The organism is Paenibacillus xylanexedens (assembly GCF_007676705.1).
Classification (GTDB): domain Bacteria; phylum Bacillota; class Bacilli; order Paenibacillales; family Paenibacillaceae; genus Paenibacillus; species Paenibacillus xylanexedens_C.
On the sequence record NZ_VEBF01000001.1, the window covers coordinates 1,744,190 to 1,760,667 of the forward strand.

Below are 16,478 nucleotides of genomic sequence, written 5' to 3' on the forward strand. Positions count from 1 at the left end.
TTCTCTATGCATTTGTATACAAAATAGCCTGCAGCCCCTTTTTAGGGCCACAGGCTATTTGCACTATTTGACTACTATATTGCATAATTTCGCTACATGAAAATAAAGTTTTTTTTCGTAAATATCACGTTGCTGATGATCAGGTTCGACTTATGCTGTCACAACTTGACCAGAATCAGCGAGTTCCGCTTCTTTTTTCGGACGTCTGCCATTCCAAAGGAAGTAGGCCAGCGTCAGCACGATGGACACACCAGCATATATGCTGAGAATTCCTGCCTGATGCCACATTACATCCAGATTGCCACTCGATACAACCGCCTTGAAGCCCATAATGCTGTGTGTCATTGGCAGCCAAGGGCTAAATGCTTGAAGCCACGATGGAATCAGTTCTACCGGGAAAGTACCTGCACTAGCCGCAAGTTGGAAGACCAGCAGCAGAATGACAACATAACGTCCAGGCAGATCCAGCCAAGTCACAAGTGCCTGAACAATCAACATGAAGGTCAGCCCTGTAATAATGGTGAACAGGTAGAACAGCCCTACGCTGTGCGTCTCCAGTCCAAGACCGTATAACATGAAGCTTGCCACGATAACCGATTGGAAAATACTCACGGAGCCAAATACCAGTGTACGGCTGACAAAACGATTCCAGCCTGTTGCACCAGGTACAGACGTTTCCCGCATTTTCAATACAATCGTCGATATCAACGATCCCACGAACAGACCGATTGACAGGAAGAACGGTGTTAATCCAGTACCATAATTGCTCACGTTCTCTGCTGTGTTCTCCGAAGAGTTCACAGGTTCAGCGAACATGTTCACCACATCATCCGTTTTCTTGACTTCGGATGTTTTTTGCGCGGCATCATTCAGCTTGCTTGCCAGTTCACTTGAGCCATCTTTTAACTCGGTAAGGCCGTCAGCCAGTTTGCCTGCACCATCGCCCAATTGCTTGGAACCATCGGTAAGTGAATGAACACCACCACTGAGTTTGCCTACACCCGTTTGCAGAGCTGTTGTACCTGAGCCCAGCTGCTTGGCACCATCCGCAAGCAATGTACCGCCACTTGCAGCATCACCCAGTTTGCCACTGAATTGCTTCAGACCATCGGAGAGCTGTGCTCCTCCTTGACTAAGCTGTCCGGCACCAGCCAATAATTGCTGCTGACCATCCACCAGCTGGTTCGCACCAGCCAGAAGTTGCTTCTGGCCTCCATGAAGCTCGGCTGCACCCGCAGCCAGCTGCTGGTTACCCTGATGCAGCTGATCTGCACCCTGTGCCAGCTTCTGCTCGCTCTCATGCAACTGTGCACTACCATCGGCAACAGCTTCACTCGCCGCAAGCAGTTTCTGTACATCAGCATTTTCGGCCAGTTCCGGGTTCGATTCAGCAAGCTGTTTCAATCCGGCAGCTACGCCTTTTGCACCATCAGCAACCTTGCTGCTGCCATCTACGGCCGATTGCAAGCCAGTTGCCAATGTGCCGCTGCCCTGGACTGCACTTTGCAGACCTTCAGACAGCTTCGCGCTACCCTGTTCGGACGATTGCAGGCCAGCCTGCAGCTTGCCTGTGCCATCCAGTGAGGACTGTAGTCCGGTTTCCAGTTTGGCGCTGCCATCTTTCAACTGATCTGCTCCGCTCTGAAGCTGGCTCGAAGCGGCTGCCTGAAGCTGTTGCAGACCGGAGACGAGATTCGTTGTACCACTCTCAAGCTTGGTCGCCCCCGTATGCAATGCATTAACGCCATCACTTAATGGAGAAAGTCCTTCCTGAAGTTCAAGCGTTCCGGATGCGAGCTTCGCCAGGTTATCCTTGAGCTTCACTGCACCATCATCCAGTTTGCCTGCACCCGTATTCAGTTCCCCTGCTCCGTCGCCTGCCTCAGCCAAACCATCGGATACCTCGGAGAACTTGTCGAGCAACGTCTCCGCATAGGATTCTGTCACTTTGGCCGAGACCTTCGCTTTCAGGTCCTTAATAGCAGTCTTACCGATCTGTGCACCGACAAAGCTGTAATTGCCATTGGGTTCATAGATTAGATCAGCCGGCTCCGGCTTGTCATCGAGCAATGTTGTTGCTTGGGATGAGAAGTTCTCCGGAATTGTAATTTGCATATAATATTTGTCATTACTCATGCCTTCTTTGGCTTGACTGGCACTGACAAAATCCCATTTGAAATCTGCATTTTTCTTCAGCTCATTCACCAGATCACTACCTACATGGAGTGTTTTCCCCTCCAGCTCAGCGCCTTTATCCAGATTGACAACGGCAACCGGCATCTCATCCACATGACCATACGGGTCCCAATAGGCCGCCAGATAGATGCCACTATACAGGATCGGTATAAACATAATTGCAATAACAGGGATCAACACCTTCGGGTTTCTCACGGCCGATCCCACATCCTTGAAAAACACGGATAAAGATTTCATGTCATTTTCTCCCCTTAATCTCTCTGCTCTATGAGCAGGAATAACCTTAAATGAAATACAATGCCGCATTCCAGAAAACATACTGAAACACGAACTGACCACTTTCCTCAAACGGTCAATTTAAAGCAAAAAAACAACCTGTCTTCCGACAAGCCTCACTGCTTGATACACGTAAAAACCCTTTATTGTAGTAGATTAAATTCGGATTACGTTACAGCAGCAATTCCTTCCATTAAGAAAAGGCGAAAGTACGTCTTAATTTCCTCTTTGCTCAGCGGTTGATGTTGCTTGCTCCAGTCTGAGGTGAGTGCAATGTACAGGCGAATCATCATAAAAGCAACAACTTGCGGATCACAATCTCGTATTTCTCCATTGTCTTTTGCTCTCTCAAGCTCCTTAGCCAAAAAGTCGGAAATAACCTTCTCGACTTTGTCCAGACCTTCCTTGGCCTGCAGCGTTCCAAAGTCCTTCAACTCCTGTGATAACTTAACCAACAGATCGTGATCACGACGGAACTCTAACAATTCATCCAGTACCCGAAACAGATTATCAAAAAATGCACTTTCCTGATGTACTTCACGATGCGCGATGTTCTTCATTTCCTGAATCACTTCTACCAGGATCTGATCAAACAATTGTTCTTTATTCGTGAAAAATGTATAGATCGTTCCTTTGCCAACGTTCGCAATCTTGGCGACCTGATCCATCGTGGTTGCCTTGTATCCAAACATGGCAAACGACTGGGCTGCTGCATGAATAACCTGCTGTCTCCTGTCAATCGGAGCCATCTAATCCCTCCTTTATCCTGATTCATTGTTCAAACGTTCCATATAAATGACCAAAAATACAATTCAGTCATTCGGTCAAAACCTACAATACCACCTTCGAATTAAGATTGCAACCCTAACAATGAAAAAATTGTGTTAATATTTTTTAACCTAAATGCAGTGGAAACTCCCTCTGTCGTCGTCTATAGTGTAAGATGACTCAAACAATACGCATATAAATGAAGTTAGGCTGTCTCATCGCAAGATATATGGTGTAAATATTCATAGAAGAAACATGATTCTGTGCTTCAATGTATATTCATGTAGTAATTGCTTTCTATAGCAGAATAATCGATGAATATCTTCATTTTAAATTTAAACTTATGAATAAAGGTGAACTCATGCGAAAACCAAGAGTGCTCTTATTATCGGAAGGTTTCGGTACCGGTCACACTCAGGCCGCTCATGCGCTGGCACATGGCATCAAAAAAGTCAGTCCACATGTTCACAGTCGTGTCATTGAACTAGGCAAATTTTTGAACCCAACGGTAGCTCCACTAATTTTTTCTGCATATCGAAAGACACTATCGGTCCAACCCAAACTGGTCAGCCTGTTGTACCGCACACAGTACAACAAATCATTAAATGGCTTTACCAAGCTGGCGTTGCACCGGATTTTCTATACACAGACGGCGCAGGTCGTATCCCAACTGAAACCGGATGCGGTGATCTGTACTCATCCTTTTCCGAATGCAGTGATCTCCAGGCTCAAACGCCAGGGTCTGAATATTCCGCTCTATACCGTCGTAACGGATTATGACGTACACGGAACCTGGATTAATCCGGAAGTGAACAAATATCTGGTCTCCACCCCTCAGGTCAAAGCATTGCTTGAGATCCGTGGTGTCGATCCATCCCACATTCAGATCACGGGAATCCCTGTGCATCCGGACTTCTGGGAAGCAGGAGACAAAGTGAAGCTAAGGGAAGAGATGGGGCTTCAGAACATGCCTACCGCGCTGCTTATGGGTGGTGGATGGGGGCTTTCGTTTGATGAGGATCATATGAAAGCTCTCACGTCCTGGGCAGATCGTGTTCAATTGGTGTTCTGTCTCGGAAGCAATGAGAAAATGATCGCGAAGATGAAGGAAATGCCTTGCTTCCAGCACCCTAATATTCGTATTCTGGGGTATACACGGGAAGTAAGCAAACTGATGGATGTATCCGATGTGCTGATCACGAAGCCTGGTGGCATGACATGCACCGAAGCGCTGGCTAAGCGGTTACCGATGTTGTTCATACCTCCACTTGCCGGTCAAGAGGAAGAGAATTGTGAATACTTTGTACAAGCCGGATATGGTCAGGTCATTCACTCAGCCGATGTGATCACCAATCGTTTCAGACAACTATGTGAGCAGGCATCTGCTCAAGCTGAAAGCCCGCTGAACGTGGCGCTCAACTCAGGTAACCGTTCAGTCTATGATCCGACATGTTGTGCCCAGGCTGTTCATGACTTATTGTTCCCGACCACAGCCGAAGTTACAAAAACGTCCGTGGAGCGCTTCACAGCCGGAATTGCTGCCACATCCTTGTCAGGTACCAGAATACCATTCTGACGTCTCTATGGCCCTATAGAACAGCTCTCATGAGGAGTTCTAGGGGACAAGACAAGTGCCCACGATAATAAAAGAAGGTTCCCTTCCGAATTTTTGGAAGGGAACCTTCTTTTATTTTCACTGGATCCACCGTATGATTTGGCAGAAAAAAGGGTAATTTAGAGTATAACGATATTTGAAAATAACGAAATAAAACTACGATTCAGGCGTTTTGAAGGACCGTGTGATGCACACACAGTTAACTACCCTGCCTGTTTGCAGAATTTACGGGTCGATTACTTGTAAAAAGTATGATGACCGATCGTTTTTACTTTTTTCTGCGAGCGGGCAACTGTCAGATCGTCGGCAAGTGTCAATGATAAGAAATAATACGTATCATCGGCAACTTCCTTCTTCCCATTCAGCGCAGCATTCACTGCTTTGATACTGTCCTCGTTGGGAACCACACGTTTCAAACGTCCGTTCGCTACAGGACTGAACTGGGATTTCTGATAGATCACCTTGTAAATGGTATCGGGAAAATTGGCTGACCGCAGCCGGTTTAAGACAACATTGGCAACTGCCACTTTGCCTTCGTACGGTTCACCTTCTGCCTCTGCCATGACGATTTTTTGCAGCAGATGCAGTTCTTTATCGGACACACTGTATGACCAGGTTGCGAGTTTCGAGTCTTCCTGGTTCAAAAGCTTGGTCCGGGTAAAGTATAGTTTTTGGGGAGGAGTTGTTACAGCAGCAACTTCTTTGGCACGTTCCACTTTGGCCAATTTCAGTGCAGCTTCTTTTTTGGCTTTGGCCGCAGCTACAGCTCTAGCTTTGTTCTTGGCCTTGGCTTCTTGCAGTTCCTGCTCCTCTTGAGCAGTCGTAAGCCAGTTCTTCGCTGGCAAAGATTCAGTCCAAGTTACGGTTTGGACAGACAGATTAGAGGACAGACTTGTCCCATCTTGCATCATACGCCTCTCTTCTTGCGTAGATGTTTGGTTATTTTGCACAGAAGCCGCAAGTTCGGTCATCTGTTTACTATCACTAGCTTCGTTCCACTTCCCCGTCGCTTGAACGACATTCACCCCAACTATACATACAAGCAGCACTGATAACATCGGTGCTACCCAACGATTCTTGCTTATAATGTTCATTCGAAGATTCCTCCTGTCGAAACAATTCCCTAATCTAAGTAACCCAAAAAAAAGAATTTGAATAACGATGGCTAATATTACATAGGGATAAACGTAATGTCAATGTGATTTTATGGCATAAAAATGATTTTCAGGAAAAAGAGAACGTATCCACGACCTCATACATTGGGGATTGTCCCAGCCTTGTCACATAAAGCACAAAGTCCTCCACCATCCATGAATTAGCACCTGTGGAATGTTCTAGAAGCATACTAGCCACCCCTTTATTTTCATTACCTGGGACTTTGCCCAGATATTTTCTGGCGATGGTAATGTGGGGAGAATAAGGTCTTAATTCAGCTTCATATCCAAGGGTCGAAGTTGCCTGTACGATTTGTTTTTGCAATGAAAACAATCGCTCTACCTCTCCGCTAACACCTTTCCAAAGTACTTTAGGGGCTTCTTCAAGTCCAAATGTACCCCAGTTCGAAAGCTGAAGTTCAAATGGCTGAAATCCGCTTGTTGCTGAGCGCAATGCTTTTCGCAGGTGTCCGATGTCACTAACTAACGTATCCCCCAGAAATTGCAAGGTTATATGGTAATCCCTATGATCTGTCCATTTACGAAAATCAAGCTTGTTCTGAACAAGCCTCGCATCCATCTGAAGAGACTGCTGAACAGCTGCAGGGAGACGGATCGCTACAAACAGTCTTTCCCGCCGGGATGCATGATCCTGATGTGATTGGTTATTCATTGCATACACCTCTCTAAAGTTCGCTCTATTATTTCATAATTATACATATCGTTTCAAGTTGGGTAAGTATAGAGTGACACAAAGATAAGAATTTGCAAATAAGGCTAGATTCCTGCATTTTCCACCTCAATGCACATCCAACATCAAATCTGATACACTTTACTTATCAAAACTCATCAAACTATTTATCTCAGGAGGACCACACATTATGGGTAAAATTGTATGTTTTCCATCTCTATCCGAAGAACAGCAACAACGCATTCAGAATGCTGCACCGGGGTACACCCTGAAATTCGGAAAGGCCAAGGAATTGGACCCTAGTGAATTGAAAGAGGCTGAGATTATTTTGGGCTGGTCGCCACTCGTCACTGAGCATGCATTGAAACAGGACAGTCTGTTAAAATGGGTCCAAGTCTGGTCCGCAGGTGTGGACAATCTCCCCTTCGCAGATCTGCAACAAAAAAACATTCAGATCACGAGTGCAAATGGGGTTCACGCGATTCCAATCACGGAAATTATTCTGGGCATGATGTTATCCCACAGTCGCTGGCTGAGACAAGCCATGTTGCATCAACAGCAGTCCGAATGGAAAACTCCAGCCAAACCACTGCCGGAACTGCATGGCAAAACAGCGGTCATCGTTGGTGTGGGTGAAATCGGCACGGAAACAGCCCGCATCCTCAAAGCACTCGGCATGCACACGATCGGAGTTCGCCGTTCAGGTAAAGATGTCCCGAACGTGGATCAAATGTACGATATGACCGGTCTGCACGAAGCCTTGAGCAAAGGAGATTACGTGATTAACATTTTACCGCTGACCGATGAAACCAAGCATATATATGATCAAACTGCATTTCAGCATTTCAAATCTGGTGCTTGTTTCGTCAATGTGGGACGTGGCCCCAGCGTGAAAACGGAAGCATTGCTGGATGCACTCCAAAGGGGGCAGATTGCCTTCGCTGCACTGGATGTATTCGAAGAAGAGCCCCTTCCGGCAGACCACCCGCTGTGGGGCATGGATAACGTGTTAATTACCCCTCATATTGCAGGAAGTACGGAACAATATACGGAGCGAGCACTCGATATTTTCGTCAAAAATCTGGAAGCTTACATCGCTGGCGACACCCTGCCGCTTAACCTTGTAGATTATAGTCATAAATACTAACACAAACACCCGTTCCCATGCAATATTGTGCAAATTACATCTACTATGATTCCAAATAAAAAGCAAAAAACTCCATCTCCGGAAAGTGTAATTCCTTCCAGATTGGAGTTTTTTTGTTATCTTCGCTTACATACATAACCAAATATGACGTATAAACGTGCCTTTTTGTACTGTTCGATACTCTTTTACTACCCAGCCTGCTTCCAGCAAGTGCTCTTCCACCCACTCTGTGGAAACAACAACTGCCCGATTTGCCAATCTGCGCAAGCTTGCCAGCATGGCTCGTTGCTCATCATCAGGAAGTACAGAACACAGGTTATAGGGCATGTCCAGAATTACTGCATCATACAAACCTTCCAGTTCATTCATATCTCCCAGTGTGATTCGATCCGAATCATATCCATAATGCGGCAGATTAATACGTGCACCTCGGACAGCCAGCGGATTCAGATCGTTACCTTTTGCATCAATTCCCATCGATAAAGCCTCAATAACAACCGTCCCCATACCACAGCACGGATCCAGTAACCGATGGTTTTCTATCCTCGGGACAGCAATATTAACCAGCGCTCTGGCCAGCGTAATACCGAATCCGGTCGAGTAGTTTTGCGGTTTCTGCCGGTGAATTTGCCAAGATCGATCTGCTTCTGTCCACTGGCCCAAGATCCATTTTTCTCCTGTTCGGATTAGGCCGAAAGTCACCTTAGGCTGTTTCATCTGTGCCTTGCCTTTAATACACATGCCAACTTCTTTTTCCAATTGACGAGACTGCGCATAATCAGGTGCATGATCCCCTTCTTTCAGACATACCACCTTAAAGGTCTCTTCTGGCAATAGCTGGATGTCCTTGGCAAAAGGAAGCAGATCTTTCACTGTGTCTCCTTCACCGATCACATCCAGTCTGCCATGAATAAACGGACTTCGTCCTGGCGGTATATTTATATCAGACCATACATATGAACTCCCGTCTGTACGGATCTCTGAACTCGGTTCGAGCAGTGTGTTCAGCTCCAGCATGCATAATTCGCGTTCGTTCTCGTGGCAAGCAAAGGTGTAGAGGTGGATGCCGTAAGTAGGGTGAGTATCAGGTGATTCATCAGGCAAAATTCTCCTCCCCTTCCTTCAAAACTCATGCTAATTTCCCACCAATCGCTGCCTGTGTGAGTCCAGTTTCTTCTATTATAAGAAGAAGGTTATATTTTTAATTTTTCAATGGATGTAAGCAGATCTTCCGATAATTCTTTCAGGCTTTGAATGTTGCCGCTAATCGTTTCCATGGAACTTACCTGCTCCTCCGCCGATGCGGAAACTTCCTCCACACTGGCTGCCGATTGTTCTGAAACAGCGGAAATCTGCTGACTGAAATCATTCATGCGTCCACTTGCTTCCTGCATGCCTGCGAGACCATCCGTCATGGTATTGATGACACTAACCATGCCTTCCACCGATTCATTAATCGTACGGAACAGTTGACCTGAAGCAAGCACATGTTCCTGACCCAGTTCGGTCTCCTGAACGCCCGTGCGTAATTCTGCAACCACCCCTTGTGAATCCTGCTGAATATCCTCGGTAATCGTCGTAATCTCTTCCACCGAGGTCTGTACAGCCTCAGATAACTTCCGGACTTCTGATGCCACTACGGCGAAGCCGCGTCCACTCTCTCCCGCACGCGCTGCCTCAATGGAGGCATTCAATGCCAGCAGATTCGTTTGGCGTGCAATGTCATGAATGACCTGCACCAGCTTGGAAATATCTTCATTTTTACGATTCAACTGCTCCATCTTGTTCATGGAAGCCGAGACCGAACCGGCAATCTGTTGCATCTGCTGCACCGACTGTTCCATCGCCTTGCGACCATTCAACCCTTGCTCCAGCACAAGATCCGACATGACGCGCAACTGGCTGCCTTGTTCCGTATGCTTCTGAATGTGATCATTCAGGCCTTCAACAGTACGGGCCGATTCCACGGCTGTCTCTGCTTGGCTCTCTGCAGCCTTGGCTGACTCTTCCATCGTTACAGCGATTTGGCGACTGCCAATCTTAACTTCTTCGGAGGAGATCGCAAGTTCCCCGCTCTGACGATTGACATCTTCCGCAATTCGTCTGACATTGAGCACCATGGAAGTCAGGTTACCTTTCATATCATTCACTGCTTTGGCCAGAACACCGACTTCATCCTCATGTTTGGTATGTATGTCTTGAACGTTCAATTGGCCTTCTGCAATCAGTTTCACCGCACTGATAACACGCAACAGCGGTTTCACGACCTGTGAACGAATAACAGGAATGCTGATCGCTGTAATGATAATCATGACCAGAACACCGAAGATGATGAACAATCTGCCATCCTGCACAGATCTGATCGTTTGGGCGGAAGCAAGATTGGACTGTTCCTGATTGTATTCCACAAGATAATCCAGATCGACTTGCATGGCGTCAAAGGAATCAGCCCCTTTTTCAGCCACTTCCTTCGCCAGCTGTGCCTGCCCCTCATCGCTCAGCTTGATCGATTGCGTGTTAATCTTGAGATACGCTGCCCATTTATTCTTGAACGCAGTCCAGTGTTCGAGCTCATCTGGAGACTTCTTCTGCTGGTCATAGATTTTAATCGCCTGCGTCGTTTCACGAATATACTTGGTACGCTCTTCTGACAAGGATGCCTTGTCCGTTTCATCCGCGTCAAAATGACGATAACTTAGCGAAAGAACGTGCTCTGTGGTATAGTTCAACCGATTAATTTGCTGGATTGAGGGCATCCAATTGGTAGTAATTTCATTGGTGTTGGATTCTATTGAATTCATCCGGGTGACAATTGTAACACTTAAAAGAATTAAACAGAGGATTAACAAGTAGAACGCGATGCTGATACGCAGACCGATACTTTTGATCTTGAATCTGCTGAACATATGATTTCCCCCTTGACCTCTTCGGCCATCCCGAATTCAGGTGTTTTGTCATTGTTTTCCCCTTCTTTTGACCTCTTGCCAAAAGCACTTATCTATATTATATCGATAGGAAAATAGACGTAAAGTATTATAACATTATTTTGTTATTAAGATGCTTTGTTTTGTAAAAGATTGTTGAATTTTAGCAAATTACAAAAAGAGCTGCAGCATACGGCAAAATCCCGTTTTGCAGCTCTTCGGTTTGTTTAGATTTCAGCAGGCAGGCGTAGGCATCCTAACGTAATAAGCTACTACACAATTGCTGTTTCATACTCAGCCAGCAATTGATAAGAGTCCAGCCTGCGCTCATAGTCTGGTCCCGCCGTAACGAGAAGCAACCGTTCCGTATCCAGTCTTTGACTCACTTGTTGCAATTGACTCCATACTTGCTCAGGTGTGCCTGCATAGTGCCGCGCCGCTTCCTTAAGATGATCAGAACTAGCTGAATCCTTCGTGCGTGAGACCGAGTCCGCGCTGGGATTCGGCTCGGTCGAATGTTCTTTTCCATCCGCCTTGCGTCTCTCCGCCATATCACGACTCCAAGCCAGAGCATCCGCCTCTGACTTGGCACACAATACACTAACGGCCACCATAACCTCAGGCTCCTTCATGGTTGCACTGGGGATGAAACCTTCCCGGTACCGCCTTACAGCCTCTGTACCATCGGCATCACTCATGAATTGACCAAAAACATAACCCATCCCAAACCGTGCCGCAAATTCTGCGCTCTTCACGTTGGTCCCCAGCATCCAGAGCGATAACGGGAGCTCGGGTATCGGACGAGCTGTCACGGGATGTTCCTCGTAGGTGTATCGGTCTTCAAGCAGTTCCGTCAATGCTGCGAGCGATTCAGGCAGCTTGGACACATGCTGCAAGTAATTGCCACTGAGTGCCATCGTGGCATGTGGTCCACCTCCTGGAGCTCGTCCGAGCCCCAGTTCTATGCGCCCTGGATAGAGCGCAGCAAGCAGACGGAAGGATTCTGCCACCTTCAGCGGGCTGTAATGCGGCAACAGGACCGCGCCAGAGCCAAGTTGAATCGTTGTCGTCCTTGCTCCGATATGGGAAAGTAACACTTCGGGAGATGCGGATGCCAGTTCAGCCATATCATGGTGCTCTGACGTCCAGTATCGGCTGTATCCCCACGCCTCAGCACACTGAGCAAGTATCACCGATTGCTGAAGAGCCTGTTCCGCTGTGGCATCGTTTAACCTTGGAACAAGGTCAAGTACGCCCAGATTGAACTTCTCACTCATTTTGGTAGCCAAGCGTCTCATCTCCCTTTGTCTCGATGAATTCTAATCCAGATCGTAGATGGAACCCACCTTCAGACCGTAGAGTTCATTGTATATTTTCTCGGCAAATGCATCCGTCATTCCTGCGATATAATCAATCACCATGTGTTCCCAAGTCCAGATCGGCTGGGCTTTGGCTTGATCCTTCTCATACCGCTGTAGCCAGTCGGATGGAATAATGGATTTGGACGTTTCCGGATCGAGGAATGCATCCCATAATCGTTTAATCATCCACTCGCTACGCTTCTGAAGACGCAGCACACGCAGATCTCGAATCATGGTCACCCAGGCAAAGCTCTTGAGCACACTTACCGTACGCAGCATGTCGAGGTCTTCAGCCCCTTCACGGACAAAGGTTACCTTCTTCCAGTCGCCATCATCAATAACGCCCAAACTGCCTACAAAAAAGCTCACCCAGTAGGCTTTCACCTCACGGCGGGTACGCGAGTAATCATGCTCACAGAACGGCATCTTCTCATTCCAGATGCGCAGGAACGAAGCGAGCACCTCTTCTACCTTTTGCCCAATGGCTTCTCGGGTCCATCCGTTCCAGAACATATCCTCCAGCGTTGTAATCTTATCCACAATCAGTCGATTGACATGCGGATCTTGCAGGAAATGCTCATGTACCTCGATTTTGCCTGCTTTGATGCCATCCTCCAGGTCATGAGAGGAGTACGCAATATCGTCGCAAAGGTCCATCAGCTGCGCTTCCAGCGTCTTCTTGCCTGCCGGTACGTTCCAGCGATCACGGATCTCACGGATATATTGCCATTCATGATGATACATGCCTTTCTTGCTCTCCGTGCCAGGGTACGGATATTTGTTAATTCCCAGCAATACTGCATCAGACAGGTTCAGCCCGTCGATATCTTCACGTTTTTCCAAGTGCATAATGAGACGGAAGTTGTGCGCATTGCCTTCAAAATGCTCGTATTTTCGCTTAAGCCCTGCACGCACCTCGGATTCCGCCTTGGGAACTTTGGCGCCGCGACTTTTCTTCATGATTTTCTTCGTCTCGGTGTTGATCAGGTCATCCAGAATACCATCCAGCACTTCTTCACCTTTATGTCCAAAAGGCGGGTGACCGAAGTCATGTGCGATTGCAGCGCACTCCACCACTTCTGAATCAATAATGAGGCCGGGGCTGTCCGCCCGGTCCCAGTCTACCTCGGGAAAGCGACGAATCAGGCTTCGGGCCGCCTCTCGTGCAATCTGTGCTACCTCCAGGGAATGGGTTAAGCGAGTACGATAATAATCGCCCGTTCCCGCGCCAAACACCTGCGATTTACCTTGTAACCGACGGAAGGTCGGTGAATGAATGAGTCTGGAATAGTCCCGTTCGTACGCTGCACGAGATCCATCCAATTTGGTTAGTTCGGGATATTGTCTATGTTCTCTCAGATCGTTCCATTGCATGGGGATCACTCCTAGCCGACTGTCTCTATTTTGAGTGATTATACACAACATCTGTGGTTTCGAAAAGTAAAACCTGTCTGTGATTGTCATCTCTTCTTACATCAACTTGTGATGAACAGTCATCTTCTCTTATTATACCCTGCCAGACTATCATCCGTGCATCTAAATGATAATGATTAATATTGAATTACACTATTGTGACTAATGATGAAAGAAGTGATTTATACAGCTTGCGTGGCCTTTCCGGTTACGGATCGTTCTTTTGATCGCTGTTATTCCCAAATTTCTTTGATCCCCTTTAAAAAGGGAGAAATTCGGGAATAGCGTATGCTTCCGATGCAGCTTTCTTACAGAAAGCTTTTAGGCGAACGCTTCGCTTCTTCAGAATCGATTCCGTTCCCTTCACTACTTTTGCTGTCTTTTAAATACAATAATGTTATTCATCATTTCTCTCGCAAATCGAGTGAAGATCAAGTTCAACTAATAATAATATCATCCATCACTACAATGATAGTCTGCCTCCCCCACACCCTGCCCGGTATGGGTAAAAAACAAAAAAACCGACAGGACGGAGATGCCCTGTCGGAATGGAGATAGTCGGTGCAACGATGTTACACCATTACCTTGCAGATATCGTTGGTGAACTCTACTGGATCCTGAATTGGCAATCCCTCAATCAGCAATGCTTGATGGTACAGCAGGCTTGTGTAAAGGTTCAGCTTTTCCTGATCCTGTGCGAAAGCATCTTGCAGTGATTTGAAGACATCGTGATTCACGTTGATTTCCAGCACTTTATCAGCCTGTACATTTTCACTGTTCGGCATAGCCTTCAGGATTTTCTCCATTTCAATCGTCAGCTCACCTTCGGTGGACAAACATACCGGGTGGCTTCTGAGACGTTTGGAAGCTTTAACTGCTTTGACTTTACCTGCCAATTGAGCTTGCATCGCTTCAAACAACTCTTTGTTGTCGTTGTCCTGAGCGTCCGTTTCTTCTTTATCCGTGCTATCTTCGATACCCAAGTCACCACTGGAGATAGATTTGAATTCTTTCTCCTTGTAGTTCGTGATCATCTTGATTGCAAACTCGTCGATGTCATCGGTAAAGTACAATACTTCGTACCCTTTCTCAAGAACACCCTCGATCTGTGGCAGCTTCTCAATACGGCTGATTGACTCACCGGATGCATAGTAGATGTACTTCTGATCTTCCGGCATTCTGGAGACGTATTCGTCCAGACTCACCAGCTTGTTCTCTTTGGAAGACGTGAACAACAGCAGATCCTGCAATGTATCCTTGTTCACACCATAGTCGCTGTATACACCATATTTCAACTGACGGCCAAACGCTTGGTAGAACTTCTCGTAGTTCTCACGCTCGTCCTTCAGCAGGCTTTGCAGTTGGCTCTTAATTTTGTTCTTGATGTTCTTCGCGATCAGGCTCAGCTGACGGTCATGTTGCAACATCTCACGGGAGATGTTCAGGGACAGATCTTCGGAATCCACCATACCTTTAACAAATCCGAAGTAATCTGGCAACAGATCCCCGCATTTATCCATGATCAATACACCGTTGGAGTAGAGTTCAAGGCCTTTTTCATACTCTTTTGTGTAGTAGTCAAACGGCGTGTTCTCCGGGATAAACAGGATTGCATTGTAAACTACTGCGCCATCTGCGCTGATGTGCAGGTGTTTGAGCGGTTTGTCAAAACCGTAGCGTTTTTCCATATAGAAGTTAGTGTAATCTTCTTCAGTCAATTCGCTTTTATTTTTACGCCAGATCGGCACCATGCTGTTCACGGTTTGTTCTTCTTGGTACTCTTCGAACTCGTTCTCTGTGCCCTCTTTCGGACGTTGACCCGTTACATCCATCTTGATCGGGTAGCGAATGAAGTCGGAGTATTTCTTGATGATGGATCTCAGGCGGTACTCTTCCAAAAATTCGTCGTACGAATCTTCTTCGGTATTTTCTTTAATTGTCAGGACGATCTCTGTACCTACGGAATCTTTCTCAGCTGGCGTGATTGTGTAACCATCCGCACCTTCGGACTCCCATTTCCAAGCCTCGTCGCTGCCCAGCGTTTTACTCGTTACGGTCAGCTTGTCCGCCACCATAAATGCTGAGTAGAAACCAACCCCGAATTGTCCGATGATGTTGTGGCCGTCTTTGGCTTCATTTTCCTTCTTGAATGCCAGGGAACCACTCTTCGCGATAACCCCCAGATTGTTCTCCAGCTCTTCCTGCGTCATCCCGATTCCGGTATCCGTCAGTGTGAGCGTGCGGTTTTCTTTGTCGATCGTGAGCTTGATGAAGTAGTCCTCTTTGTTGAAAACGAGCGCCTCGTCCGTAAGTGCTCTGTAATAAATTTTATCAATGGCGTCACTGGAGTTGGAGATCAATTCTCTCAAAAAGATTTCTCTTTGGGTGTAAATGGAATTGATCATCATATCCAGCAAACGTTTGGATTCTGCCTGGAATTCTTTCTTAGCCATGAGTGGTTGGACTCCTTTCAAATTGGATATCGAATGATTCAGTTGAACAATAGGAAGCAAACCTCTGAACTCACATGCACAATGTTACGCTAGAAAATATTCCAATCAAATTGTTCTCATCATTTTTAAATCCCTATTTCAGAACTCAGCACCTCAGTTATTTTTGCTATCTAATGGCCGTTCCGGTTACGGATCGTTCTTTTGATCGCTGTTATTCCCAAATTTCTTTGATTCCCTTTAAAAAGGGAGAAATTCGGAAATAAAGGCGAACGCTTCGCTTCTTCAGAATCGATTCCGTCCCCTTCACTACCGAAGTGTTCCAACAAACAACTTAATGATGCGAGACATTTACAAATGGAAAAACGTTAGGGACGCATTTCGATTTCAGAAAAACTTTTCTAGCCACTTCACACGCATGTCATATCCCAAGGTGAACTTTACCTACTTATCAAAAACAGAATCATTCCATATGTAGTCGTG

Annotated in this window: 11 protein-coding genes; 2 read left to right on the top strand and 9 right to left on the bottom strand. The window is 46.5% G+C overall.

Features of this window, described 5'->3' with window-relative positions; translation table 11 throughout:
* Positions 1-150 precede the first annotated feature (150 nt).
* Together FS628_RS07945 and FS628_RS07950 are read right to left on the bottom strand one after the other, a co-directional pair.
* A complete protein-coding gene (locus FS628_RS07945) occupies positions 151-2,433 on the bottom strand; it encodes a YhgE/Pip domain-containing protein (RefSeq protein WP_145320598.1) in 2,283 nt (760 codons plus the stop codon).
* Positions 2,434-2,639: 206 nt separating this feature from the next.
* Positions 2,640-3,221, bottom strand: coding sequence for a TetR/AcrR family transcriptional regulator (locus FS628_RS07950; RefSeq protein WP_145320600.1), 582 nt, complete (start codon positions 3,219-3,221; stop codon positions 2,640-2,642).
* 380 nt (positions 3,222-3,601) lie between these two features.
* On the opposite strand from FS628_RS07950, the gene FS628_RS07955 reads away from it, so the two are divergent.
* Positions 3,602-4,816, top strand: a complete 1,215-nt coding sequence (locus tag FS628_RS07955) for an MGDG synthase family glycosyltransferase (RefSeq protein ID WP_145320602.1) — start codon at positions 3,602-3,604, stop codon at positions 4,814-4,816.
* Between the two features lie 275 nt (positions 4,817-5,091).
* Here the strand turns inward: FS628_RS07955 and FS628_RS07960 are convergent, their stop codons facing one another.
* Both FS628_RS07960 and thpR read right to left on the bottom strand, forming a co-directional pair.
* Positions 5,092-5,949 (bottom strand): cell wall hydrolase, encoded by an 858-nt coding sequence (locus FS628_RS07960; protein ID WP_145320604.1) that lies wholly within the window; start codon positions 5,947-5,949, stop codon positions 5,092-5,094.
* A gap of 130 nt (positions 5,950-6,079) precedes the next feature.
* Positions 6,080-6,682: an RNA 2',3'-cyclic phosphodiesterase gene (thpR, locus tag FS628_RS07965; RefSeq protein WP_145320606.1), complete on the bottom strand. Its 603-nt coding sequence runs from the start codon at positions 6,680-6,682 to the stop codon at positions 6,080-6,082.
* A 208-nt stretch (positions 6,683-6,890) separates the two neighbouring features.
* Here thpR and FS628_RS07970 point away from each other — a divergent pair, with 208 nt between their 5' ends.
* Positions 6,891-7,847 (top strand): D-2-hydroxyacid dehydrogenase, encoded by a 957-nt coding sequence (locus FS628_RS07970; protein ID WP_145320608.1) that lies wholly within the window; start codon positions 6,891-6,893, stop codon positions 7,845-7,847.
* A gap of 126 nt (positions 7,848-7,973) precedes the next feature.
* Here FS628_RS07970 and FS628_RS07975 read toward each other — a convergent pair whose 3' ends face one another.
* The 5 genes from FS628_RS07975 to htpG all read right to left on the bottom strand — a co-directional run bounded on the left by FS628_RS07975 (position 7,974) and on the right by htpG (position 15,998).
* Positions 7,974-8,864 (bottom strand): TRM11 family SAM-dependent methyltransferase, encoded by an 891-nt coding sequence (locus tag FS628_RS07975; RefSeq protein ID WP_440131267.1) that lies wholly within the window; start codon positions 8,862-8,864, stop codon positions 7,974-7,976.
* 176 nt (positions 8,865-9,040) lie between these two features.
* Complete coding sequence (locus FS628_RS07980) at positions 9,041-10,753, bottom strand: HAMP domain-containing methyl-accepting chemotaxis protein (RefSeq protein WP_145320612.1); 1,713 nt, start codon at positions 10,751-10,753, stop codon at positions 9,041-9,043.
* 290 nt (positions 10,754-11,043) lie between these two features.
* Positions 11,044-12,069, bottom strand: a complete 1,026-nt coding sequence (locus FS628_RS07985; RefSeq protein ID WP_440131251.1) for an MsnO8 family LLM class oxidoreductase — start codon at positions 12,067-12,069, stop codon at positions 11,044-11,046.
* A gap of 21 nt (positions 12,070-12,090) precedes the next feature.
* Positions 12,091-13,506: a deoxyguanosinetriphosphate triphosphohydrolase family protein gene (locus FS628_RS07990; protein ID WP_145320614.1), complete on the bottom strand. Its 1,416-nt coding sequence runs from the start codon at positions 13,504-13,506 to the stop codon at positions 12,091-12,093.
* A gap of 611 nt (positions 13,507-14,117) precedes the next feature.
* Positions 14,118-15,998 (bottom strand): molecular chaperone HtpG, encoded by a 1,881-nt coding sequence (htpG, locus tag FS628_RS07995; RefSeq protein WP_145320616.1) that lies wholly within the window; start codon positions 15,996-15,998, stop codon positions 14,118-14,120.
* Positions 15,999-16,478 lie beyond the last annotated feature (480 nt).